The following is a 23,804-nucleotide window of genomic DNA, read 5'->3' as shown; positions in this document are numbered from 1 at the left end:
GAATTTGCATTAAGTAAGGTATAGAACAATTAAAACAGATAAGGAGTGATATTGCTTGCAGCAAGCCAATCTAAATGCACTATTTGATCCCAAAAGTATCGCGATTATTGGCGCTTCTCCAGATGACCAGAAAATTGGAGGAAGACCTTTAAGCTATCTGCAAAAGTATGGGTACGAAGGTGTTATTTATCCGATAAATCCAAAATACGAAGAAATGAATGGGCTAAAGTGTTTCCCAGATATTCAAGCGGTAAAAGCGGAAATCGATTTGGCCATTATTGCGCTCCCTAAATCGGTTGTTCTTGACACATTTAAAAAATGTGTGGATCAAAAGGTCCGATCCGTCATCATTTTTAGCGCTGGATTTGCCGAGATAGATGAGGAAGGAAAACAACTTCAAGATGAAATTTCTCGATTGGCCAAACAGAATCATGTAAGCGTTTTAGGTCCGAATTGTCTAGGCATGTTTAATGTGAGCAAAGGAGTTTACGGGACATTCTCTACGATCATCGAAGATGAAAAACCATTGCTCAGTAATATTGGTTTTGTCAGCCAGAGCGGTGCATTTGGGTCACATGTATTCACATTGGCTAGACAACATCATATCGGCTTCAGCTATTTTGTAGCTACCGGGAATGAGTGTGATGTGGATGTTGCGGATTGTATTCAGTTTTTAGCACAAGACCCCGGTACGGATGTTATTGCTTGTTATATCGAAGGAACCAAGGATGGGGACAAATTAATTGAAGCCCTGAAGCTAGCGCGAAAGAATGGGAAGCCTGTTATTGCGCTAAAGGTAGGAAGAACAAATGTGGGAATGAAGGCAGCATTGTCCCATACTGGATCTCTAGTCGGTGCGGATGAGGTCTTTGATACAGTCTTTAAGCAATATGGGGTATACCGTGCTGAAACGATTGAGGAATTCTTAGATGTTACCTATGCAGCATCTAAATTGCCTTTCCAAAAAGGGAACAAAGTTGCAGTATTTACTGTTTCAGGTGGAGTTGGCATTATGCTAGCTGACCAGTTATCTGCAAACGGACTAACGCTACCAGAAACTCCGGAGCCAGTAAAACAAAAGCTTAGAGAGATTCTCCCAATTGCCGGTGTTCAGAATCCAATTGATACGACAGCTCAAATTTCTTATATGCCAACTTTACTCGAGGACTTTATGGATTCAGTGCTATCTAGTGGTGAATTTGATTCCACAGTCATCTTTCTAGGGTTTGCAGGTTTAAAACTAGATTCGTTAGCTGATCGGATTACGACATTAAAAGCGATGAAGGAACGCTATAAGGACATTCCTCAGATCGTGGTCACGATTAATAGTAAAGAATCTAGAAAGATGTTTAGCGATGCAGGGCTTTGTGTAATCGACGATCCCTCAAGGGCGGTTACAGTATCAAAAGCACTTCACTTTTTTGCGAATCGAGCAGAACCAGATCATGAGGAAACCTACCTGCCAGTAAAAGAAGATGTATTTGGTAGCTCGACTCTATTAACAGAGTATGGAAGCAAAAGAATTCTTAAACAATATGCAATTCCAATTACCGAGGAAAAATTAGCTAGAACCGCTGAAGAAGCCATCCAGTTTGCAACTGAAATTGGCTATCCAATTGTTTTAAAAGGGATGTCACCGCAAATCCTCCACAAGACAGATAAAGGATTGGTTGTACTTAACCTAATTGACCGTGAGGCTGTAAGGATAGAATTCAAAAAATTACAAAAGATCATTGAAGAAACAGATGGCGCTGAGTTTGAAGGAGTATTGGTTCAAGAAATGCTGAGAAAAGACTCGGTGGAAATGGTTGTTGGCTCTAAGAAGGACCCAATCTTCGGTCAAATTGTCATGGTCGGGATGGGCGGCATTTATATTGAATTGTTAAAAGATGTTTCGATGAGGAAAGCCCCTGTATCGACTACTGAAGCAGAGAAAATGATTCAAGAATTACAAGCAAGCGCAATCCTACAATCCTATCGAGGGAAACCACCCTATGACGTGGAAGAACTTAGTCACTTAATCTCACAATTTAGTCATTTTATCGTCGCCCATGAAGAAAAGCTATTAGAAGTAGATTTAAACCCTGTCATGGTCTTTGAAAAAGGTCATGGCATTAAAGTGGCGGATGGGTTAATGACACTAGAAAAACAAGTGATTCATTCTTAGGTTATTGATGATTTTTAAAAATAAGGAGAGAGAGCGAAATGAATTTTACTATTCCAGAAGATACAGCAGAAATCATTAAGGGGATTATCCAATTTATTAATAAAGTGGTCATCCCTTTAGAGGAAGAAAACCATACATTGCTTTACAATGAACGAAATTATTATTTAGAAGACGGCCGCCGTCATCCGAAAGTGGAAGAATTACGAAGAAAAGTTCGCAAAGAGTCAGCTAAAGCAGGCTACTACACCATGTTTGGTGATCCGGAACTTGGTGGCTCCGGCTTTGGACCGATGACTTCTCTATTAGTCAATGAAGCTATTGGAAAACACTTTCCAAATCGTAAACTAATCGAACATGTAGTTATTCCATCCCCATTTACAAACGGCTTAACACCGGTCTTAAAAGGATTAAAACAAGAACTGAAAGATAAACATCTCGAAGGCATTGGCTCTGGTGAAAATACACTATGTTTCGGATTAACGGAACCAGATGCTGGATCGGATGTTTGGGGGATTAAAACCAAGGCAGTAAAGAACGGCAATGAGTACGTGATTAATGGAACGAAACAATGGATTTCTCATGCTCATTATGCTGATTACTGTATGTTGTTTGCAGTAACCAACCCTGAATTGCAGGCTCAAAGAAAAGGTGGGATTACGTGTTTCTTTGTTGAAACCAAATCAGAAGGATTTCATGTTGATTCCGTCATTCCAGTAATGGGCTCATTAGGCGGTGATGCGACCATTATCAGTATCGATAATCTTCGAGTTCCCGAGGAAAACATCATCGGTGAATTGGACCAAGGGTTTGGGAAAGCGATGAATGGTATCAATAACGGGCGTTTAGGAATGAGCGGAAAGTGTATCGGATCTGCACAATGGGCATTGAATAAGGCAGTTGAGTATTCAAAAATCCGTAGGACCTTTGGCAAGGCGCTTGAAGAGCATCAAACCATCCAAAATATGTTAGCGGAAATGGCGATGGATATCTATGCCGCAAGAAATATGGCCTTGCACTGTGCATGGAAAATTGAAAATAGCAAAAAAACCCCTACGAAAGAAATTTCGATGGTGAAAGCCTATAGCACAGAAATGATGGGCCGGGTATACGACAAGGCCATTCAAATTCATGGAGGAATGGGGCTTTCAAATGAGCTTCAATTAGAGGAGGGCTACCGGTTGGCTCGCCTTATGAGAATTCCAGACGGTACATCAGAGATTCATCGACGTACCATTGCAAGAAGTTTGTTAAAAGGCGATCTATCATTCTAAAAAAAATATCAAAAAAAAAGGATGGATGTTTAAATGTCTGAAAAGTGTGTTTTTATTGAAAAGGTTGGAAGAATTGCTTACGTCATTTTAAATAGACCTGAAAAATTAAATGCTTTAAATGCAGATTTACTCAATGATTTGGATATAGCCTTAGAGGAGATCGAAAAAGATGATAGCATCAGTGTTGTTATATTAAAAGGAAATGGGCGTGCCTTTAGTGTTGGTTATGATGTAGGCAAATACAAAGAGCCATCGGTTACAGAGGATAGAGATAATTTAGAAGCCTTTACTAGACGTTGGTTAAGGGTTTGGGAGTACCCAAAACCAATTATTGCACAAGTACAAGGGTTTGCCCTTGCTGGTGGGACGCAGCTCCTTGCTTGTTGTGATATTGTCATTACCGATGAAGAGGCAACGTTCGGGTTTCCTTCCTTACCTCTAGGTGGAGGGTTTGTAGGAATTTACTGGGGATGGCATGTAGGACCACAGCGTGCAAAAATGCTCGATTTAACGGCTGGCAGCCGGATTACCGGGAAAGAAGCAACTGATTATGGATTTGCCGCAAAATGCTTTAGCAAAGAGATCCTAGAAGAAGAAACATTGAAAATTGCTCGTGGAATTGCAAAGACTCCGCTAGATATCTTAAAGCTAAAGAAAAAAGCACATAATCGCATGATGGAATTACAAGGATTCAGAACGGGTGTCATGTTTGGTCCGGAACAGGATGCCATTATTCATACGGCTGATGGAATTAAGCTTGTTCATAAGAAAATTAAAGAGCTTGGGCTTAAAGGTGCCATTGAATGGTTTAATAATCAAGAGGTTTAGGAGTAGAGGCGAATGCGGTTTAAGGATAAAGTAGTCATCATTACCGGCGGTGCTCAGGGTATTGGCGCAACCACTGCAATAAAGTTTGCTGAAAATGGAGCAAAGGTCGCTGTACTAGATGTGAATGATCAAGGAGCAACGGAGACAGCTTCTTGGATTCAGCAGACTAAGGGTGAGTGTTTGACCTTTCATGTAGATATAACCAATCGGACAGAAGTTCAAAGCTGTATGGAGCATATTCATCGTGAGTTTGGAAAAATAGATATTTTAGTAAATAATGCAGGAGCATTGAAAGACAATTTAATAGGTCAGTTGACTGAGGAAGAATGGGATTTCGTTTTAGATGTGAATTTAAAGGGAAGTTTTATTTGTTCACAAGCCGTACAAAAGTATATGGTGCAACAAGGTCACGGAAAGATTGTCATGATTTCATCTCAAGCGGCAGTAGGGGCCCCTGGCCGTGTCAACTATTCTGCAGCTAAAGCGGGAATTCAAGGAATGATGAAAACGCTCGCGATTGAATTGGGGCCAAATGGAATAAACGTGAATGCAGTGGCCCCAGGGTTTATTGAAACGGAGATGAGTAAGGTCTCGGAGGCATTGGCTAAGAATCGTGGAATCGAAGACTTTATTGAATATAAAAAGAACATGATCAACCGAAATCCCATTAGGAGAGTCGGACAACCGGGAGATGTAGCCAACGTCATTTTATTCCTAGCATCAGAAGAGGCCGACTATGTGACTGGCCAGGTCATTTATGTTTCTGGGGCGCCGGTGGTTTAATCTAAAAAGCACTTAGAAAGAGTCAATCAGACTTTGAATGAATGGAGGGGAAAACTTGAAGATATTAGGAATAAGCGGGACTTTAGTGGGTTCAAAGACGAGTGTAGTGATAGAGTATCTAGTAAACCAAATAAAGAAACAGTACCCAGAATTTGAAATCGAAATGATTGATTTAAAAGATTTCAAGCTAGAGTTCTGTGATGGTAGGCCACTAGATAAGTATAACGATGATACTAAAGCGATTATAAGCAAAATTGACGGAGCTGACGGTTATGTTCTAGGTACCACTATCCTACATTGTTCCATTCCAGGTGCACTGAAGAACCTTTTAGACTTAGTCCCCGTACAGAGTCTTGAAGCGAAGCCGATTGCATTAGTGGCGAATGGTGGAAATCCTGAACATAGTCAGGCGATTGAGAAGCATTTAAAACCGATCATTCATTATTTAAAAATGAATGCGCTTCCTACCAATGTGTTTGTGACTTCAAACGATTTTAATCAACAGAATCATCTAAATAATCCAGAAATACAAGAACAATTGATGGTTTTAGCAAAAGACTTTGGTGAAAGATGCAACCACACAGTGTCATAGGAAATTACTAATGCATGAAGGAGAGGGTAGCGTATGGAGAATGGAAAATATAGTGTTCATTTGACAGACTATTCTTTTCAAAAAATGTGTAAAGATGAATTTGGCATAAACCGTGGCGTATACAACGAGATTGATAAATGGTTTTACAACAAAGGTTTAGTAGACATTTTAAAGCGAAGAAAAGCCATCCTAAACTTTATCCTATTAAATGATAGGAACGAAAAGAATAAAGTCAGGTTTGGGAATGGAGGCTTACGCGATAAGCTAGCAGAGTATTTTGATCAAGTTGCGATGTAATAGAATCATAGCTTTATTGCTTAATACAAGGAGGAGAATTTCTATGGCAGTAAAAAGTGAACCAGCACAATTATTTAAAGATATCATGGGGAGTTATCCAACAGGAGTAACCGTCGTGACGACATTAGACGGAAATCATAAGCCGATTGGCTTAACGGTAAACTCGTTCGCTTCTGTATCCATTGACCCGCTCTTGGTTCTATGGAGTATTGATAAAAATGCTGGAAGCTGCGAAGTGTTTCAAAAAGCTGAAAAATTTGCAGTCAATATTTTAGCTGGAGATCAACAGGAGGTTTGCTGGACATTCGCTAGTAAATCCGAACAAGATCGATTCTCTAAGCACCCTTGGGCTCTTTCCAAAAACAATCTACCTGTACTAGAGAATGTGTTTGCCACTTTTGAATGTAAAAAGATTCAACAGATCGATGCTGGCGATCATTATATTCTATTAGGAGAAGTGATCGATTTAAATAAAAATGAACAGGAGCCTATGCTTTATTTTAGAAGAAAAGTAGGCAACGTTCCACAGGAATGGGAATAGTGGGGGACTGAATGGTGACACAGTATAATGAAAGGCAGTCGGAGCTAAAGAAAGCCTTTATGGATGTGAATGTGAATGGGTATTGGAATGAAGTTTGTGAGCAATTATTACACCTTGATGAGGAGTTTTTTGAAATATATTCAGACTTCACCTCGGTTCCATGGAAGACAGGAGTCCTAGAACCAAAGATAAAAGAACTCATTAATATCGCGATTTGTTCTTCTCCTACCCATCTATCCAGTCCAGCGACAAGAATTCATATCCAGAATGCACTACGCCTTGGGGCAAGTCGTGAAGAAATACTAGAAGTTTTAAAGATTGTGAGTATTCTAGGGGTGCATACTTGTGCTGTCGGTGTTCCGTTAATGGTTGAGGAGTTTGACGTTATCGATCCAGAAAAGGGAGTGGACCTTTCTGAGAAACAGCGGCAACTAAAGGCCGAATTTATCGAACAAATGGGCTATTGGCACGACTTTCGAGATGTCTTACTTCAAATGGATGAGAAATTCTTTGAGGCTTATACGAACTTTTTGACAGGACCTTGGAAAAAAGGGGTATTAGAGCCGAAAGTAATTGAATTCATCTATATTGCGATTGATTCGTCTACAACCCATTTATTCGAAAAAGGGATTCAAGTACATCTGAAGAATGCATTGAAATACGGGGCAACGAAAGAGGAAATTTTAGAAGTTTACCAACTTACCTCCGCTCAAGGCTTTCATACTTTATTAATGGGAATCCCAATTTTATTAGAGGAAGTGAAAAAACGTAATAGTCAATCTTGAAGAAAAACGCTGATTTATCTGCGTTTTTTTTCAAAGATTGCGGGTAAAAAAACCAGAAGCAGAAAGGCGTGGATATAAAGTGAGTCTAATAGCGAGATATGAGGAAATGCCTTTTTGGAATTTGATTGGGTTAAAAGTAGATTCGATAGAAGAAAAGCAGGCAAGGATCAAATTAAAAGTAACGAACGATTTGTTAAATGGCAACAACATTTTACATGGTGGAGTCGTTACATCTCTGTTAGATGCCGTCATGGGCATCAATTTAAAACTGCTCATTGGTGAAGCGTCTTATGCAACCGTTTCATTAACCTCACAATTTATCAAAGCAGTTAGAGCAGACGAAACCATTTATGCTACTGCAGAGATGGTTCAAAATGGCCGAAGTGTAGCTTGTATGGAGGCACGCCTTTTCAACGAGAGCGGGGAAATGATCAGTATTGGATTAGGATCCTTTAAGGTAAGTCGAGCTCGTAGTTAGTAGGGGGAATTACATTTTTAGTAAGAGCCATTAGGCTAGGTGTTACTATTTTGTGACCTTTGGAGGACTGTTAAGGTGAATTTACCGATGGAAGGATTCAAAATTTTAGATTTATCACGAACATTAGCCGGACCATATGCGACCATGTTGCTTGCTGATATGGGAGCAGAGGTGATTAAAGTCGAACAACCAATAATCGGCGATGAATCTAGAAAGTTTATTCCGCCTAAATGGAATGAGGAAAGTTGCTATTATCTTGCTGCCAATCGAAATAAAAAAGGCATTACGCTTGATTTAAAATCCGAGGAAGGTAGAAAGATTGTAGAAAGTCTAGTCAAAGACGTAGACGTGGTGGTTGAAAACTTCCGGACAGGAACAATGGAGAAGCTAGGTCTAGGATATGATGCCCTAAAAGATATCAATCCAAGACTGATTTTCTGTGCGATATCGGGATTCGGTCGAACCGGTCCAGAAAAGAACCGTCCAGGCTACGATGTACTCATGCAAGGCTTTGGGGGCTTGATGAGTATAACGGGTGAAGAAGATAAACCAGTAAAGGCAGGAATGTCGATCGCGGATCTATCAACAGGAATGTTCGCGGCGCTTGCCATATCGAGTGCACTTCATGGTGTAAGGCAAACTGGGAAAGGGCAATATTTGGATGTCAGTTTATTAGACAGTCAAGTAGCGCTATTAAACCATATGGCAACGGGTTTCTTTGCTGAAGGAACTTATCCGAGCCGAATGGGTACCGCTCATGCGTCCCTTGTGCCGTATCGAGCTTTCCACGCAGCAGATAGGGAGGTTATCATAGCCGTTGCCAATGATGGGTTATGGAAAAAGTTATGCATTGGTTTAGAATGGGATGACCTATTAATGAATAAGAAATATACCTTTAATTATGACCGGGTAAAATACCGAAATGAACTCGAACAGACTTTAGCGCAAAGAATATCACAAATGGATAGCCACGAAATCATCGAGAGGCTAGAAAAAGTCGGAGTTCCGTGCGGTCCGATTCAAACGATTGACGAAGTTCTAACACACCCACAGGTGATTGCACGAGAGGCTATGATGGAGGTTGAACACCCGAACATTCCTAATTTAAAAGTGCCTGCATTTCCTGTGAAATTTTCTGAGACCCCAACGAGCGCCCGATATCATCCACCTTTAATGGGAGAGCACACGAACGAAGTTCTGCAAGAGCTTGGATACAGTGAAGAGGAGATTGAACGACTGAAAAATAACGCTATTATTTGAACGGATAAGCTGTTTTATGTCTCTATCAATTTATGAATATTAAAAATTTATGAAACCGGAGGACCATCTTAAATGTACATTAATGGGGAGTGGATTACGAGTAATGAGAGACTAAGGGTCACAAATCCCTTAAACGGAGAAACAATCAGTGAGGTATATACAGTAGGGGAAAAGGAAACGAAGTACGCCATTCAGGCTGCGCAGGAGGCTTTTCCTTTATGGGCAGGACTATCAGGCGATCAGAGGTCCGTTTATTTAAATAAGGTTGTTGACAAGCTGATTGAGAAGAAAGAACATTTAGCTCAAACGATTACAAAAGAAATGGGGAAGCCAATTGTAAATGCACGGAGTGAGGTTGATAGCGCAATTGCCTTTTTCAAATGGTTTGCGGAAGAGGCACGTCGTGTTTATGGGGAAATCATTCCAGCACCAGTAACGAACAAACGAATCTCTGTAATGAAACAACCTATAGGGGTAGTTGCTGCCATTACACCTTGGAATTTCCCTTTATCAATGGGCGCAAGAAAATTGGGTCCAGCACTTGCGGTAGGGTGTACAGTTATTTTACGTCCATCAAGAGAAGCTCCCCTTTCCTCTCTAGAACTTGTGAAAATAATGGATGAAGCGGGTCTCCCAAAAGGAGTTATCAATCTATTAATTGGCGGCACAAAAGAAATAATAGGAACTATTATGGAGAATGAAGCAGTTCGGAAAATCACTTTTACGGGTTCAACAGAGGTAGGAAAAGTCCTTGTTAAACAATCTGCAGATACTCTGAAGCGTGTTTCCATGGAGTTAGGAGGACACGCACCTTTTATTGTATTTGATGATGCCGATATTGATTTGGCTGTTGAAGGAGCTATTAAAAGTAAATTCACCTCAGCTGGTCAACAGTGTATTTGTGCCAATCGAATCTATGTACATGACAGCATCTATAATGAATTTTCAGAGAAATTCACTAGAAAAACAAATGAATTGGTCATTGGTGATGGTTTACAAGAGTCTACTGCAATCGGGCCATTAGTAAATCCATCTGCAGTTATTAAGGTGGTTGAACAGGTTGATGATGCGATCCATAAAGGAGCGAAATTACTATGTGGAGGCATAACACTTGATGGGAAAGAGTTCGCCAAAGGAAGCTTCTATCCACCGACTGTGCTTGGGGATGTAAACGAAGAAATGGTCATTACCTATGAAGAAACCTTTGGCCCTGTTGCACCACTGATTCGTTTTACAACAGAAGAAGAGGTCATACAGAAAGCAAATAATATCAATTATGGGTTAGCTTCTTATTTCTATACAAAAGATGCATCTCGAGCAATAAGAGTGGCAGAAAAATTGGAATATGGAATGGTAGGGATTAATGATCCATACCCATTTACTGTCCAGTCACCTTTTGGAGGAATAAAAGAAAGTGGAATTGGGCGTGAAGGCGGAAGACAAGGCATAGAAGACTATATTGAGTTAAAAACAATCACACATCAATTCTAACAATCATAGGAGGGACAACAGTGTCCCTCCGCTCCTTCCTATTCGGCCTACTTCGGCTTATACACCTTCCCAAGTCCCCAAACCTTTTGAACTTCGCCTTCTTTCATATCTGCCGTTGCCTTGGAAATCATATTGATTTTCGCGTCGATGTTGTCGATCATATGGCATAGATGGGCTTCTAATGTGATGGGTTCTGCTGTGCTTCCCCAGCCATTGCTTAGCGGACCGTGGTGACTGGAAATGATATTCATGAGTTCATACACAACGGTCACTTCTTCTAAGGAAACGGAGCGCTCATTGCGGATGGCGACAAGTTTCCGGTCAATCATTTGGTTTACAATTTGGATATGTCCTAAGAATTGACCAAAGAGTGTATATTCTGGGGCAGTAAAATCCTTTGTCATCTCAATGATTTTTCCCATATCATGCAAAGTTAAAGCGGCATACATTTTACTCCGGTTTACAGCCTCGCCATATTGGTCACAAATATTTTTGGCGATTCGTAACAGGGAAAGAGTGTGATAAGCAAGGCCACCTCTAAAATTGTGGTGCATTTTCACTGCAGCTACATGGTGCATAAACAGCTTTTTATGGTCCTCGAATAATTCAGACGTGATTTGATGTAAGATGGGAATCTTGATGTCATCAATGTAGGACCGAATTTCAGCTTCCATGCTTTCCACAGATTCAGGGGCAGCTTCAATAAATTCACTAACATCTACCTCGCCATTTTCGGCTAAACGGAAGCCGTTAATGGTCATCTGAACTTGTCCATTATATTCAGAAGCATCACCAGACATATACAACATTGCACCATTTGTAAAAACGGTTAATAGCTCTTCAACCGTTCTCCCTCCAAACCCATTGTTCCAAAGCTTGCAGGCTATCATTTTATGTTTTTTTGCAACCGTCACATTTAAGTACGGATCGCCTTTTTTGGTTTTATCCGGTTTAACCTCTTTTACAAGGCAAAACCCCTCAAAGGAATTCCCTGGTGTTAGTTCTAATAAACAATTGACTGACATTACACTTCCCCCCCAATTTTTTCTCTCTAGATACGATTATATAATGAAAATCGCTTCTTTTAAACCATATCAGGAACATATGTACTTTTCCTTTACTTTAAGGCTCTTTTCTCAAACTTTGTTGCTTTTGGATACAAAATAGGATGGATAAAGCTTCGTTTCACTGCAAAATAGCTTTTTATTATGAGAAAAGAGCTTGCAAACTTACTATAACGTACAAAATCCCTTACCTTGCGTTAAAATCGGCTTTAGGTAGTAAAAATCGGCTTTAAGATTTTTACAATTTTAACAACGATCTTTACGAAAACAGCCTTCTTTAATAAAGTTGTTTTCGCATGAATGGTTGTAAAACCATGATGTTTCATGAAAAGGACCCCGTGCATGCTTATACACGGGGTGTTTGTGTTTCCATCTAGGTGTGAAAATAGTCTTTCCATAAACAAGAAAATTTAAAGATAGATTGAAAAAAGAAATGGAATCATGAGAAAAAAAGTCAGAAACAATCTTAATTAAGGAAGAAAGCTATGGGTCTGATAGATAATTTTATATAATAAAAATAAATTCTTTATGTTGGGAGTTGTTCTCTTGCCAAAGAAAACGAATAGCTATAGTATCATCAGTGTCCTTTTTGTATAATTTTTTGCAATAATAAAGATGAGGTTTATTGGAATTTAGATCAAAAGGATGGACAGACCTTAGAGAATATTTTACTAAATAAGTGAAAATAGGTAGTTCCTGCACTTTTATATTGAATGTTCAAAAGGCCCTTCAAAATAAGCATCTTTCTTCAAGGTGTCATTTTTCCTATTTAAGATAATTTTAAATAAACCTTGACATTTTGAACCATTTAATGAATAAACTATCTTAGTAGAAGCCCCAGATGTCTCAGGTGGGATAGGCAAATTAAGGGGATAATTTGTATTTATTTTTACTTGAAGGTGTATTTGAAGGATAGAAAGGGAATAGCGCCTTCAATTTTTCTACTAATCAATTATATAAAAAGAGTGAGGTGCCCACCATGTATGGAGAAATCGAGTATATAACAAAGGAAGAATTACTGAGAAAAAATTTTCATGGGTTACATAAAGGGAAAGTGTACGAAATAGTTGGGAACGTACATAAGAATACTGTCTTTGCAGAGTCGTTTATTCAAACGTCCTTTTTGATTAGAAATTCAGGAAGCCACAGCATTTTCTTCAAAATTGATGGTGCTCCTAAATACTTTACAGGCTTATTTAGCTTATATGCGATTATCCGTGCCGCAAAAAACGTGATTGATCGGGAAGATGACCTTCTTGACCTTGGCGTCATTGATGAACCAGAATATCAAGAGATTATCATCGAGCAGTTCCCGGCTATGGAGCATCGCTCTGGCCTAGATCTCATTCGCACGATAGATAATAGTAGGCTAAAGCTAGCGAAAATGATCAAAGAGGATTTGTTAGAGGAAGCAAAGAATTATAATTTAGTAGATAGTATGGATATTTTTCTTTAAGACGGAGTGTAGGCTTTTGATCATTCATAAAAGCGTTTGAGTGAGATTCCTAAATGGATAAAAACGATAACACATGTTGAAATGACATGTGTTTTTTTTATAAATAGTCTGGATAAATATACAAAATGTATTATAATTATTAGAAATTAACAAGATTTATAGAGGCAAGTAAGAAGGCTATCAGGGTATTTTAGTAAAAAGTTGTTTTTGGGCAATTTGTCACATCCATGATGTTAGGAGATTAAGAGTTTATGGAAAGTAAAAATCTAGATTTGGTCAAACAGCTACGACATGAATTGCATCAGCATCCGGAGCTTTCTAATCACGAAGTATGGACGAAACAGCATTTGATGGAATTTCTTCAAGTCCATACAAACCTTGAACTGGTTGATAAAGGCTCTTGGTTTTATTGTGTTTATCATTCCGGGGAGGGTAAAAAAAATCTGGCGTTTCGTGCCGATATGGATGCACTCCCAATTGACGAAACGCTTGAACTCCCGTATGGTTCGCAGTTCCCGGGCGTCTCGCATAAATGTGGCCATGATGGGCATTGTGCTAGCCTTGCTGGTTTTGCCCTGGAAGTCGATCAAAAGGGCGCCGAACATAACATCTTCTTCCTTTTTCAACATGCTGAGGAGACAGGAGATGGTGCAATCCAGTGTGCTTCTTTTATAGAAGAAAACAATATTGACGAAATCTTTGCTTACCACAACATGAGCGGGATGCCGTTTAAGTCTGTGAATGTCATTGATGGGACCGCACATTGTGCCTCAAAGGGGATGACAATCCACATGGAGGGTACTCCTGCTCATGCAAGTCAGCCAGAAACAGGCGTTAACCCTGCGTTTGCGATAGCAAAGATTATTGAGAAAATTCCAGAGTTCACTGCCTCAGGTAAAAACAAAGGATTGCTGCTCTGTACGGTGATTCAAGTTGATATAGGCGAAAGAGCTTTCGGAATTGCCGCAAGTAAAGGAAACTTGCTGTTAACGATCCGCGCTTTATATGAAGAAGAGTTAGATCAACTTCAGAAAAACCTTGAAGCTTTAGCGTTTGAGCAGGCTGAGAAATACGGATTAAAAGTGAGCTTTTCTTTTACCGATGAGTTTCCGGAGACTGTAAATCACAAGGAAAGTGTGGACAAGGTTCGGGAGGTGTGCCAGGTAAAGGGGCTTTTTCTGTCTGAAATGACAGAAGCATTTCGTGCTTCTGAGGACTTTGGTCATTATACGAAACTCACAAAGGGTGCCATGGTTTTCATTGGAAACGGCGAACAGTATCCGCCCATCCATACATTTGAATATGATTTCCGTGATGAACTCATTGAAACAGCCGTTGAGCTTTTTAAAGGGATTGCTGAGGTTTAAGGGGGAGGGACAGGTTGTCATCCGTCATTTATTCGTAGTCGAAACAGCTATTCACAACGAATCAAAGTCCGTTACTTACTAACGAGTCAAGTTACCTGTCCCAATTGCTTTAAATAGGATAAAGGTCCCAAAGTTACAAAAATTTACAGGTACACAGAGGTTTCCACCCATGATATATTGTATTCACACGATACGTGATACACATTCACGACATCGTCTTTCAAAAGTAATTTTTTGCTATTCGAAAGTAATGGGGAAGTACTCAAGTGGCTGAAGAGGCGCCCCTGCTAAGGGTGTAGGTCGGGCAACCGGCGCGAGGGTTCAAATCCCTCCTTCTCCGCCATTCTATCTGGGGATGTCCTGGTATCGACAGGAATAGTTTGAGCTTATATTGCGAGTCGTGGGGATCGGCCACGTGAAAACGTCAACGCCTATAACTGGCAAACAACAAAACAACTTCGCTTTCGCTGCCTAAAAACAGTCGATAGCGGTTCCTCCCTCCATCGTCCATGTGGTAGGGGCAGGGACTCAAACTTAGTGGACTACGCCGGATTTCTCCGTCTGAGGAAAAAGGAAGAGAACAACCAGACTAGCGGCTTCCATGCCAGTCAGTAGGCTAAAGAAGCAAGCGAAACCTAAGTAACTGACTACACTCGTAGACGTATAAGTGGCGATATTTCTGCACATGGGTTCGACTCCCATCATTTCCACCAAATACGCCGTGCTAGAGGGTGAAAGTCCTTTAGCCGGCATCAGAATTTACGTCAGTCCTGCCGTGTACGTTAGCCTTTTATGTTTTTAACCGTACTATTTATTCGGGATTCCTATATGGAGTGATGGATGCTGCGCCTACTTGTGTAGGATAGCAGAAATCATGATGCGGAAACCCACCTGCGAGTTAGCGGGTTGATAAAACATCTTGGGAGAACGGCATAAGTGGGATTGCCTAAAAATATGGGGCCTTAGCTCAGCTGGGAGAGCGCCTGCTTTGCACGCAGGAGGTCAGCGGTTCGATCCCGCTAGGCTCCACCAAAATTAAATACTGGAGTTGTACCCAAGTGGCCGAAGGGGCTGCATTGGAAATGCAGTAGACGTGCAAGCGTGCGAGGGTTCGAATCCCTCCAACTCCGCCAGGTTTATTTTTTTTGTATAAAATGTGATTTGCCTACATAATCTAATTGCTACATTGGGCTATAGCCAAGCGGTAAGGCACCGGACTTTGACTCCGTCATTCGCAGGTTCGAATCCTGCTAGCCCAGTACATACAGCACGACATCAAAAAACACTGAACTCTTTTGGGTTCAGTGTTTTTGGTTATCAGAGATTTAGTGAACTATTAATCCCAGGCAACATGGTTATTATAGTTGAACAAGCGTTGAAAAAAATCTCCATTATTGTAATACTTAAAAGTAGCCCAATAAGGAGTGCATTACATGGGAAATACATTGCTAATGAGAACAGAAGCTTCCTACTCATTAAATTTTTTGATCTATATCCAAAATATCTTTATTAATCAAAATCAAAGTAGGGAACAAATAAAATACCCCTACATCCCTTCAAAGTGTGAGTTTCGAAAAGACTTTGAAATGAGTTTTAAAGAGGTTTGGAGTCAAGTATCAAAGCGAATTTCCGAGTATCCAATTCATGACCAAACCATTTTCTATGAGAAAACCATATTTTATAAGAGTTTATTTGCTGAAAATGATCAAAGTTTAAATGTATACAATGAACTCTATTTATCCTTTAAAGTTTGGTGGGGGAGCTTTGCTGGACGGTTTGCGATTGAAAGGTCTTTTGATGTATATGGTCAAGAAATATACACAGGATTAGCGAATCGGCTTATGGAAAAAGAAATGAAACCTCAAAGGGATTTGAGTATCAGCTTGCTCTATGATGAATGTTTATACGTTGAGTTAAAACCAGCTGCTTACTTTGCCGTCCTTCCAATACAAGATTGGTTGGTGAACCACAAAGAGTTAATCCAAAAATTAGCGTTATGTTTTGAGGAAAAGGGTGGGGGAGGACTCTCTTAAGAACTGCGATAACACCCGCTTAATCGGATTGGCGGCATTGTGCATAATTTCCAGTACACCTATATATACTATCCCTACATTGGGCTATAGCCAAGTGGTAATGCACCGGACTTTGACTCCGTCATTCGCAGGTTCGAATCCTGCTAGCCCAGTATATAGATAAAGAAAATAACGCTGAACGCTATTTTTGTTCAGCCTTTTTTCCGCTTGGAAATTGGGAGGGGCTCATGGGAATTGATACACAGGACATCCAAACGAAGTTTTTTCAAACTTTAACAAAGAGAGCAGAAAAGCAATTTTTTTCGTATGTCGACCATATCGCACAAAACGTGGCTTATCTATGTTTATCAGCAGAGGAAGAAGGCATTCCTTTTCAAATATCAAAATATGAGACACTTTCGGATTTTATTTCTCAGCACAAAGAGATGGCAACAGAGGATTTACGGGTCATCCTGCAGATGTCCACTAGTGTGGAACAATTTTTTAACGAGTCGACTCATTCTTGGCTTGTGGTCGAAGTGAAGGAAACCATTGCCGAGCTCATCGAAACCAATTGGCAGGAGCTTTATCGCTGGATTAACGAAAAGAATGATTTGATAGAGGGAAATTTACGTAAGGCATTTAAAGAAGATCCGATTCTTTTTACCTTTGAGGTATTAGAGCATGATGAAATTCACCATATCGTCCATGTAGAGTTGACCCAACAACTATTGAATGAAGTTTTCCCTATGAATTTTTTGTTTTTATATAAAAAAGGGGAACGACTTTATGTGAAAAGATGATGTTCAACTAAGTAAATAATAGATCGGCATTCACAACTGTGGATGCCTTTTTGCATTTTGTTTGCTTTGAGGTAGGATGACCTATGATAAAAATTGACTTTCTCTCATAAGTCAATTTCCTACTTTCCCTCCAGACTAGATTCCTTCTAAAAAGCATAATTAAAATAAAACGAAAATATACTCAGATATTACAGGGCTTTTTTACAGATACTTGAAGGTTCTTACCCTACTAGTGTAGAAGCCTTTAAGAAGGCGGGAGAACCCTAAAAGCAGAAACGGAAGCAAAGAACCGTCCGCTTGCTTCCTAAGAGGAGTGAAAATTTGTAGGAGGGGTTGTAGCTATGGCGAGGAACCGTCAGTTTGATGCAATGAAAAGCAACTGGGACCTTTTAGCGATGGGTGATTTTTATGAAAAGCTGGCAGCGAAATTAGATTTTACGAATGCCACTGATTTACGTTACGTGAAGGAAAAGGTAATTCAGGTTGTTGGGGAAGACCATGCAGAGAAGGTAAGTGACGCTGTTTTGCCAGCAATCCTTGTTACCGCTTATTATTATAAAACCGGTAAAGAGACGATCCTCTTAAGCAAGCAAGAGTGTAAAAACATCTTATGTATGGATGAAGAATATATCGATGTGAAGGACTTAGCTACAACAAAAGGCTGTGTTTACTTAAAAATTGCCGATGGGCTGCTAACAGCAACAGATCGTTCTGGTAAAATACTTGAGGTAGAGGGCATCTATTTATTAAACACGAAATCGGATTTTCAGAATGCTTTACTGGTCTACTCTGTTGTAAGGGTTCACAACAAATATGGGTTTCACTATTTATCGTTTCCATACGGTGATGATGGGAATTTGTATGATTATTATAAAGAATTTTCTGAAGCCATTGGGTTAAAAGATAACGCATTTCAATCTCGCGAAATATTAGGGTTTGCCCTAAATGCCATCCAGTATTTAAAAGCTAAAGGGTCGATATAACAAGATCCTGTACTGTTAACAATAACAAATAAAAATCCAACTAAAACTAAATTATATTTGAGTATTGATGGGACTGACGACCTTGCAGTCCTTTTTCTTTTTTTCAGGATATTAGATTATCTTAATTGAGTAGGTTTTTGGTACTATTAGTGTTAAAATGGATGAATGATGAAAACTCCATTATTTTAATAACTGTTTGAGTGGTTCTATTTGAAAAATGAGCAGACACTTTTGCCCGTTCTGGTTTGTGTTTGTCTAACATGTTGTTAATTTGATGGAATAACATAGTTGCAGTATTTATATCAGAAATACATATTGTGTGGAGGATAACATAGTGAATTTTCAACTAAACACTGATTTTAAAATGTTTGCCTTGAGTTCTAATCAAAAGCTCGCGAAAGAAATGGCCAAGCTTATGGGATGTGAGCTAGGAAAGTCTTCTGTATCTAAGTTCAGTGATGGCGAGATTCAGATTCATATTGAAGAAAGTGTACGTGGAACAGAGGTCTTTATCCTTCAGTCCACTTCTTCACCGGTTAATGAAAATATCTTGGAGCTTCTTATTATGATTGATGCCTTGAAAAGAGCTTCTGCTGGTAGGATCAATGTCGTCATCCCTTATTATGGGTATGGGAGACAAGATCGAAAGGCACGTTCGCGCGAACCGATTACCGCCAAATTGGTTGCCGATCTTTTAGAAGTCGCGGGCGCAAATCGAGTTGTTACCATGGATCTTCATACTGCTGCGATACAAGGATTCTTTGAAATACCCGTCGAACATCTCATAGGTGTTCCAATCCTTGGACAGTACTTTATGAATAAAGACTTAGAAGATGCAGTCGTTGTGGCCCCACATAGTGGAAGTATCGGTAGAGCAAGGAAAATGGCTAACCTCTTGGATGCACCCCTTGCACTTATTGATCGAAGAAAAAACACAGAAAACAGCGAGATAACAGTTGATGTTCTAGGGAATGTAGCTGGAAAAAATGCCATCATTATTGATGATTTAATTGATACAGGTGGAACGATTACGTTAGCAGCAAAAGCTTTGGCCGCAAACGGAGCAAAAGCTGTTTATGCCGGCTGTACACACGGGGTTTTCACAGGAAATGCTATCTATAAAATTGAATCATCACCGATTAAAGAAGTAGTGGTGACGAATACTATACAATTGCCTAAAGAAAAAGAAAGTAGAAAAGTAACCACCATATCCGTCGCACCATTACTAGTAGAAGCGATTGATCGTATCCACAATGAAAAGGCCGTTAGCCCGTTATTTGAATAAGTCATTCAATTTGAATAAAACGTTTATTTTGACCAAATCGTTTATCCGGTTTGGTCTTTTTTTAGGCTCTTTTCTCAAACATTGTTGCTTTTTGGATACAAAATAGAATCGATTAAGCTTTGTACGCTGCAGGTAGCTTTTTAACCATGAGAAAAGAGCTTGCAAACTTAATATAACGTACAAAATCGCTTATCTTGCGTTAAAATCGGCTTTAGGTAGTAAAAATCAATTTTAAGATTTTTACAATTTTAACAACCATCCTTACGAGAGCAGCCTTTTTTTATGTACTAATCACCCCGAATTTATAATATTAAACAATTCATATTGATGTTGGAACTATAATACTGTATATTACATAGTATAAAACATATACTGTACGACACATAGTTTATTCAGAAAAGAGGTGGGTGTATGAGTTCCTTATTGAATTCATTAACAACAGAGCTTAGGAGGGGAACGTTGACGCTAGCTGTCTTAAGTCAATTGCGCAAGCCACAGTATGGATATTCACTCGTTCAATTGTTAGAGGAGTCTGGCATTCATATTGATCAAAGCACCTTATATCCATTGCTTCGCCGTCTAGAAAAACAGGAGTTGGTGACAAGTAGCTGGGATACATCTGAAAGTAGACCACGAAAATACTATGTTTTAAGTGCGTTTGGAGTAGAAACCTTTTTACAGTTAAAAAGTGAATGGATGGAGAATTCGAATCAACTGTTACAGTTGTTAAAAGGGGATGAAGATGATGGATCTAATTGAAATCTATATTCAAGAAGTCACGCGGCGGCTTCCTGAAAAAAACCGTGAGGATATTGCCCTTGAATTGAGGTCAACGATTGAGGATATGTTACCTGATGATTACCAGGAGGATGATGTAAAGGAAGTTCTAGAGAAACTAGGAAACCCAGCAAAATTAGCTTATGGTTATAAGGACCGGCCAATGCATCTCATTGGTCCCCGCTTTTTTGATATCTATGTTTCGTTGCTAAAAATGATCTTACCTATTGCCGCCACTATTTCAGTTATCTCGTTGATTGCTGAATTTTTTATCGGATACAATGGGGAAGAAGCCATCATGAATGTGGTATTCGACATGATTGGCTTTGGGATTGCAAGAATTATTGAAGTGGCAATTCAAACATTCTTCTGGCTGACCATTGTTTTCGCAATAATTGAAAGAGTAGATTATTCGAAAGGAAGCGAACCGGCTACACCAGGTTTGAAAAAATGGACTGTTGATGATTTAAAACATATCACGTATATTCCTAAGAAAAAAGCCATTACAAAGGTTGAAGTCTTTGGGGGACTATTGTGGACAGCCATTTGGGCCACGGTTTATTTTTATGCGGATCATTTGTTTGGAATCTATGAAGGTGGAAGCGGCGAACTGAACTTTGTTACTCCAGCTCTTAACCAAGATGTGTTGCTCCAATATTGGCCAATCGTGTTTGTGATGGTCGTATTGGAGGTAGGGTTGGCTATTTATAAGTTGGTTAAAAAACAATGGACTAAAGGGTTGGCAATCTACAACACCGTTCTTCAGTTCATCTCTTCCGCGGTATTTATTTTGATTGTCACCAATCCTAATCTATTTAAATATGAGTTTATTCTTTATTTGGCCGAACTATTTTCCATTAAGGAAATGCAAATAGAAACATGGATTATTGGCAGTGCCATTTTCTTCTTTATTTTATCCGCCGGTATTAGTGTAGTTGATGGCATACGTAAGGCTAGAGCAAGGTAACTTATTAGGAAATAAACCGAGCAAATCTTCAATTGGAGGATTGCTCGTTTTTTTGAGTTTGTGATTAAGGGAATGTGCTTTAGACCTAACGGATAAATCAACTGTTCTTCAGTGCTTCCAGGATCACTGTGAATTTTGAAAACCAGTTCATCAAATGAAACGGCTCATTGCGTAATCAGTTGTTTAAGATGTGGCAGACTTTAATATTATGCCAAATAGCCTTCCAATTCTTTTTTATAATCCGCTCCTCGTAAATTGCAGCAAGTTCTTTTGTTTCAATAAAATGAGGAGTAGGTTTCAAGTCTAGATTAATGACATCATCTATTCCACAAGGAGAAGTAAGAACCAAATTATTTTCCTTGTCTAGCTTTACCCCAAGAGCAGTTGCTGTTTCTGGAAACTTTGAAATAGCATCTTCCGAAGAAGTATAAGGAGGAAGATTATTAACTACGTGCATTCTTGCTTCATTTTTAACAGACCAGGGTATATTAGGCATTATGCTTACCAACGTATCCTCTAATTCCTTTTCTATATTCTCATCAATGTTAGTGTTATCAAAAAAGATAACATCAACATCTGGGGTCTCAGTTTTTTCATTAAACCCGTGCAATGTGTCCCAGATTTTTGAACGTACAAATCCTGCACATATCCACCAGTCGGGTAAATTCAGAGTACTTGCAGTCCTTATAATCTCCATCATTTTTTCATCGCTTTGGATTAGCTTGATGACGTCTTCTTTATTCTTCAACATCTTTAAATTTATCCCCCCCTTTTAACACCAGAACGTATATTCTTATTTTAACACATTAGAGTGTGAAGGGAGAGTAATCCATTAAGATTATTAAACACTTTTAATCTTTAATATCTAAAAGCAACAAAATTTACGAAGAAATAAAAAAACGCCAAATTAATGGCGTTGTCAAAGGTTACTCTTTATTTTGATTTCTTCTATTATTATTTTCATCATCTGTTAAGTTATTAATGGCATTAGTGGTGGCGTCAACCGCATTCATTGCAGCATTTTCAGTGGTTTCTAATGCGCTGTGAACGGTATGGAAAGCAGCTCCAGCAGTGTTTTTAATTCCCTGAGAAATACTAGCGTTGTCCTGTTGGTTGTTTTTCTTTTCGTGATTAGCCAATTTCTTCACCTCCTAAACATAGATAGCATGTGCAGTTCACCATACATTATTCGATGGACATAGGTTTAACAAAAGGAAGGAGGATACTCCACGACTTCCTTAATACTCCCTACCTTATTACCTCTTTTGTTACCTATGTACATGAAATAAATTGTCCAAATATCTTTACCTTATTGAAGGAGAATTGTGGAACTTATGGGAGTGAATTTTGGTTCTCTGTTGTTAAAGGGTTTGGGCGTTTTTTTACTGAATGAGATGATGGCTAAAACGTAAAATACCTCCGTAATACCTTTTTAAAAATTCTAGGGGGGGTTGATTGAATGCATACAACACAGCATGGAATCCAACAGGTAGGACAAACACGTCAAATTGCTCAACAACTAATCCAACAAACACAGCAAGGAAGTCAACAATACCGCATGATGTTACAACAAGAGCAACAGAACATCCAGATGTTAGAACAAATTCTTCAACGTGAAAAACAGGCTGTACACTCCATCGAGCAGAGTTTGCAAAATCATCATTTGGCCATTCAGCGTTGCCAAGAGGTAATAAATGTTTGTAATCAAATGCAACAGGAGTTTACTAGCAATGCTGGATCATTTGGAAGCCAAAGGCATCAGCCTTTCATGAATCAGAACCAAGGCCATTTCCAATCTCAATCACATTTTGGCGGACAAACCTTCCATCAATAATGAAAAATAGAAAGGGAAGGAGTGAGAAGGAGCCGATATTGGCTCCTTCTTATTTATGGTGAAAAATTTCAGGGAGCCGTGAAGAAATTTATCTCACCAATCTAATAAGTAGGTTTAATCTCCTGATTTAAAATCAAATGTACTGAGACAACGATCTTCAGCTAACTTGCCGGAGAAAAACGGATAATGTTAAGGAAATTGGTCGATACTGAAATTGTTTGCAAGACTTATGACCAGAAAGGGGAGTTATTATGCCAGCAGGAGCTTCTGAAACAAGTACGCTAAAATTGGGCGATCAAGCACCTGATTTTACCTTAGAAGCACACGGTAATCGCAAGGTATCATTAAGTGAATACCGCGGAAGCAAGAATGTTTTTTTATGTTTTTATCCCTTAGATTGGACTCCAGTCTGAGGCGCGCAAATGCCTTCTTACGAGGATGACCTTCCTCGTTTTGAAGAGTTCGATACCCAGGTCTTGGGTATCAGTGTTGATAGTGCTCACAGTCACGATGCATGGGCGAAATCAATTGGTGGAATTTCCTATCCGCTTTGCTCTGATTTTTATCCACATGGTGAAGTCTCAGAGAAATATGGTGTTCTTCGGAAAAATCCAGATGAGCCAGCCTACGGTGCATCCGAACGTGCCCTTTTCCTGATTGATAAGGAAGGGATTGTTCGATACATCGATGTTCATCCGATTGGTGAACAACCAGATAATGAAGAATTATTTGATGTGTTACGTAAACTTTAGATTATAACTGA

24 protein-coding genes, 5 tRNA genes and 2 other RNA genes are annotated in these 23,804 nt (G+C 39.4%); 28 read left to right on the top strand and 3 right to left on the bottom strand.

Features of this window, described 5'->3' with window-relative positions:
• The first annotated feature begins 55 nt into the window (after positions 1–55).
• The 11 genes from LG336_RS15010 to LG336_RS14960 all read left to right on the top strand — a co-directional run bounded on the left by LG336_RS15010 (position 56) and on the right by LG336_RS14960 (position 10,493).
• Positions 56–2,167: an acetate--CoA ligase family protein gene (locus LG336_RS15010; protein ID WP_404328304.1), complete on the top strand. Its 2,112-nt coding sequence runs from the start codon at positions 56–58 to the stop codon at positions 2,165–2,167.
• Positions 2,168–2,205: 38 nt separating this feature from the next.
• Positions 2,206–3,438, top strand: a complete 1,233-nt coding sequence (locus LG336_RS15005) for an acyl-CoA dehydrogenase family protein (RefSeq protein ID WP_404328303.1) — start codon at positions 2,206–2,208, stop codon at positions 3,436–3,438.
• Between the two features lie 33 nt (positions 3,439–3,471).
• Complete coding sequence (locus tag LG336_RS15000) at positions 3,472–4,266, top strand: enoyl-CoA hydratase-related protein (RefSeq protein WP_404328302.1); 795 nt, start codon at positions 3,472–3,474, stop codon at positions 4,264–4,266.
• A gap of 12 nt (positions 4,267–4,278) precedes the next feature.
• Positions 4,279–5,049, top strand: a complete 771-nt coding sequence (locus LG336_RS14995) for an SDR family NAD(P)-dependent oxidoreductase (protein ID WP_404328301.1) — start codon at positions 4,279–4,281, stop codon at positions 5,047–5,049.
• Between the two features lie 55 nt (positions 5,050–5,104).
• On the top strand, positions 5,105–5,641 hold the full coding sequence (locus tag LG336_RS14990; RefSeq protein WP_404328299.1) for an NADPH-dependent FMN reductase: 537 nt from the start codon (positions 5,105–5,107) through the stop codon (positions 5,639–5,641).
• Between the two features lie 33 nt (positions 5,642–5,674).
• Positions 5,675–5,938: a hypothetical protein gene (locus LG336_RS14985; RefSeq protein ID WP_404328298.1), complete on the top strand. Its 264-nt coding sequence runs from the start codon at positions 5,675–5,677 to the stop codon at positions 5,936–5,938.
• A gap of 43 nt (positions 5,939–5,981) precedes the next feature.
• Positions 5,982–6,479, top strand: coding sequence for a flavin reductase family protein (locus LG336_RS14980; protein WP_404328296.1), 498 nt, complete (start codon positions 5,982–5,984; stop codon positions 6,477–6,479).
• An 11-nt stretch (positions 6,480–6,490) separates the two neighbouring features.
• Positions 6,491–7,264 carry a carboxymuconolactone decarboxylase family protein gene (locus tag LG336_RS14975; RefSeq protein WP_404328295.1) on the top strand — a complete coding sequence of 258 codons (774 nt, stop codon included), beginning with the start codon at positions 6,491–6,493 and terminating at the stop codon, positions 7,262–7,264.
• A 79-nt stretch (positions 7,265–7,343) separates the two neighbouring features.
• The gene (locus tag LG336_RS14970) at positions 7,344–7,742 is read left to right on the top strand and encodes a PaaI family thioesterase (protein WP_404328293.1); all 399 of its coding nucleotides are present in this window, start codon (positions 7,344–7,346) and stop codon (positions 7,740–7,742) included.
• A gap of 87 nt (positions 7,743–7,829) precedes the next feature.
• Complete coding sequence (locus tag LG336_RS14965; RefSeq protein WP_404328292.1) at positions 7,830–9,002, top strand: CaiB/BaiF CoA transferase family protein; 1,173 nt, start codon at positions 7,830–7,832, stop codon at positions 9,000–9,002.
• A 72-nt stretch (positions 9,003–9,074) separates the two neighbouring features.
• A complete protein-coding gene (locus LG336_RS14960) occupies positions 9,075–10,493 on the top strand; it encodes an NAD-dependent succinate-semialdehyde dehydrogenase (RefSeq protein WP_404328291.1) in 1,419 nt (472 codons plus the stop codon).
• A 47-nt stretch (positions 10,494–10,540) separates the two neighbouring features.
• Here LG336_RS14960 and LG336_RS14955 read toward each other — a convergent pair whose 3' ends face one another.
• Positions 10,541–11,518 (bottom strand): 3'-5' exoribonuclease YhaM family protein, encoded by a 978-nt coding sequence (locus tag LG336_RS14955; protein WP_404328290.1) that lies wholly within the window; start codon positions 11,516–11,518, stop codon positions 10,541–10,543.
• A 1,018-nt stretch (positions 11,519–12,536) separates the two neighbouring features.
• Between LG336_RS14955 and LG336_RS14950 the strand changes: the two genes are divergently transcribed.
• From LG336_RS14950 to LG336_RS14880, 15 genes are all read left to right on the top strand, one after another.
• Complete coding sequence (locus LG336_RS14950; RefSeq protein ID WP_404328289.1) at positions 12,537–13,013, top strand: hypothetical protein; 477 nt, start codon at positions 12,537–12,539, stop codon at positions 13,011–13,013.
• A 251-nt stretch (positions 13,014–13,264) separates the two neighbouring features.
• Positions 13,265–14,380, top strand: a complete 1,116-nt coding sequence (locus LG336_RS14945) for a M20 family metallopeptidase (RefSeq protein WP_404328288.1) — start codon at positions 13,265–13,267, stop codon at positions 14,378–14,380.
• Positions 14,381–14,632: 252 nt separating this feature from the next.
• Positions 14,633–14,723: transfer RNA gene (locus tag LG336_RS14940), tRNA-Ser, on the top strand.
• 8 nt (positions 14,724–14,731) lie between these two features.
• Positions 14,732–15,093: a transfer-messenger RNA gene (gene ssrA, locus LG336_RS14935) on the top strand.
• 51 nt (positions 15,094–15,144) lie between these two features.
• Positions 15,145–15,327, top strand: a non-coding RNA gene (gene ssrS, locus LG336_RS14930) — 6S RNA.
• A 9-nt stretch (positions 15,328–15,336) separates the two neighbouring features.
• Positions 15,337–15,412: transfer RNA gene (locus LG336_RS14925), tRNA-Ala, on the top strand.
• Between the two features lie 12 nt (positions 15,413–15,424).
• Positions 15,425–15,513 (top strand) — tRNA-Ser (locus LG336_RS14920).
• Between the two features lie 54 nt (positions 15,514–15,567).
• Positions 15,568–15,639, top strand: a tRNA-Gln gene (locus tag LG336_RS14915).
• 174 nt (positions 15,640–15,813) lie between these two features.
• On the top strand, positions 15,814–16,413 hold the full coding sequence (locus LG336_RS14910) for a hypothetical protein (RefSeq protein WP_404328287.1): 600 nt from the start codon (positions 15,814–15,816) through the stop codon (positions 16,411–16,413).
• An 80-nt stretch (positions 16,414–16,493) separates the two neighbouring features.
• A tRNA-Gln gene (locus LG336_RS14905) sits at positions 16,494–16,565 on the top strand.
• A 75-nt stretch (positions 16,566–16,640) separates the two neighbouring features.
• Positions 16,641–17,195, top strand: coding sequence for a hypothetical protein (locus LG336_RS14900; RefSeq protein WP_404328286.1), 555 nt, complete (start codon positions 16,641–16,643; stop codon positions 17,193–17,195).
• Between the two features lie 341 nt (positions 17,196–17,536).
• Entirely contained in the window at positions 17,537–18,178 is a 642-nt protein-coding gene (locus LG336_RS14895; protein ID WP_404328285.1) for a hypothetical protein, read from the top strand.
• Between the two features lie 331 nt (positions 18,179–18,509).
• Positions 18,510–19,463: a ribose-phosphate diphosphokinase gene (locus LG336_RS14890; RefSeq protein WP_404333176.1), complete on the top strand. Its 954-nt coding sequence runs from the start codon at positions 18,510–18,512 to the stop codon at positions 19,461–19,463.
• Between the two features lie 411 nt (positions 19,464–19,874).
• A complete protein-coding gene (locus LG336_RS14885) occupies positions 19,875–20,222 on the top strand; it encodes a PadR family transcriptional regulator (protein WP_404328284.1) in 348 nt (115 codons plus the stop codon).
• Positions 20,209–21,207: an HAAS signaling domain-containing protein gene (locus tag LG336_RS14880; protein WP_404333175.1), complete on the top strand. Its 999-nt coding sequence runs from the start codon at positions 20,209–20,211 to the stop codon at positions 21,205–21,207. The genes LG336_RS14885 and LG336_RS14880 overlap by 14 nt, the downstream gene beginning before the upstream one ends.
• 175 nt (positions 21,208–21,382) lie before the next feature.
• On the opposite strand, the gene LG336_RS14875 is transcribed toward LG336_RS14880, so the two are convergent.
• Positions 21,383–21,958, bottom strand: coding sequence for a nucleotidyltransferase family protein (locus LG336_RS14875; protein ID WP_404328283.1), 576 nt, complete (start codon positions 21,956–21,958; stop codon positions 21,383–21,385).
• Positions 21,959–22,133: 175 nt separating this feature from the next.
• Entirely contained in the window at positions 22,134–22,346 is a 213-nt protein-coding gene (locus LG336_RS14870; RefSeq protein ID WP_404328282.1) for a hypothetical protein, read from the bottom strand.
• A gap of 320 nt (positions 22,347–22,666) precedes the next feature.
• Here LG336_RS14870 and LG336_RS14865 point away from each other — a divergent pair, with 320 nt between their 5' ends.
• Both LG336_RS14865 and LG336_RS14860 read left to right on the top strand, forming a co-directional pair.
• Positions 22,667–23,041 carry a hypothetical protein gene (locus LG336_RS14865; protein ID WP_404328281.1) on the top strand — a complete coding sequence of 125 codons (375 nt, stop codon included), beginning with the start codon at positions 22,667–22,669 and terminating at the stop codon, positions 23,039–23,041.
• 251 nt (positions 23,042–23,292) lie between these two features.
• A complete protein-coding gene (locus tag LG336_RS14860; RefSeq protein WP_404328280.1) occupies positions 23,293–23,793 on the top strand; it encodes a redoxin domain-containing protein in 501 nt (166 codons plus the stop codon).
• The last annotated feature ends 11 nt before the right edge of the window (positions 23,794–23,804 follow it).

Origin of the sequence: Mesobacillus maritimus (genome assembly GCF_044803185.1) — a bacterium.
Lineage (GTDB): Bacteria > Bacillota > Bacilli > Bacillales > Cytobacillaceae > Mesobacillus_B > Mesobacillus_B maritimus_B.
Note: the sequence above shows the minus strand (reverse complement) of the source record. Positions and strands in the feature narration are given on the sequence as shown.

Coding starts and splice junctions, on each gene's coding strand:
- LG336_RS15005 (WP_404328303.1), top strand. CDS start 2,206: ATGAATTTTACTATTCCAGAAGATACAGCAGAAATCATTAAGGGGATT.
- LG336_RS14875 (WP_404328283.1), bottom strand. CDS start 21,958: ATGTTGAAGAATAAAGAAGACGTCATCAAGCTAATCCAAAGCGATGAA.
- LG336_RS14950 (WP_404328289.1), top strand. CDS start 12,537: ATGTATGGAGAAATCGAGTATATAACAAAGGAAGAATTACTGAGAAAA.
- LG336_RS14945 (WP_404328288.1), top strand. CDS start 13,265: ATGGAAAGTAAAAATCTAGATTTGGTCAAACAGCTACGACATGAATTG.
- LG336_RS14995 (WP_404328301.1), top strand. CDS start 4,279: ATGCGGTTTAAGGATAAAGTAGTCATCATTACCGGCGGTGCTCAGGGT.
- LG336_RS14885 (WP_404328284.1), top strand. CDS start 19,875: ATGAGTTCCTTATTGAATTCATTAACAACAGAGCTTAGGAGGGGAACG.
- LG336_RS14910 (WP_404328287.1), top strand. CDS start 15,814: ATGGGAAATACATTGCTAATGAGAACAGAAGCTTCCTACTCATTAAAT.
- LG336_RS14895 (WP_404328285.1), top strand. CDS start 17,537: ATGGCGAGGAACCGTCAGTTTGATGCAATGAAAAGCAACTGGGACCTT.
- LG336_RS14865 (WP_404328281.1), top strand. CDS start 22,667: ATGCATACAACACAGCATGGAATCCAACAGGTAGGACAAACACGTCAA.
- LG336_RS14900 (WP_404328286.1), top strand. CDS start 16,641: ATGGGAATTGATACACAGGACATCCAAACGAAGTTTTTTCAAACTTTA.
- LG336_RS14955 (WP_404328290.1), bottom strand. CDS start 11,518: ATGTCAGTCAATTGTTTATTAGAACTAACACCAGGGAATTCCTTTGAG.
- LG336_RS14980 (WP_404328296.1), top strand. CDS start 5,982: ATGGCAGTAAAAAGTGAACCAGCACAATTATTTAAAGATATCATGGGG.
- LG336_RS14965 (WP_404328292.1), top strand. CDS start 7,830: ATGGAAGGATTCAAAATTTTAGATTTATCACGAACATTAGCCGGACCA.
- LG336_RS14960 (WP_404328291.1), top strand. CDS start 9,075: ATGTACATTAATGGGGAGTGGATTACGAGTAATGAGAGACTAAGGGTC.
- LG336_RS14880 (WP_404333175.1), top strand. CDS start 20,209: ATGGATCTAATTGAAATCTATATTCAAGAAGTCACGCGGCGGCTTCCT.
- LG336_RS15000 (WP_404328302.1), top strand. CDS start 3,472: ATGTCTGAAAAGTGTGTTTTTATTGAAAAGGTTGGAAGAATTGCTTAC.
- LG336_RS14985 (WP_404328298.1), top strand. CDS start 5,675: ATGGAGAATGGAAAATATAGTGTTCATTTGACAGACTATTCTTTTCAA.
- LG336_RS14975 (WP_404328295.1), top strand. CDS start 6,491: ATGGTGACACAGTATAATGAAAGGCAGTCGGAGCTAAAGAAAGCCTTT.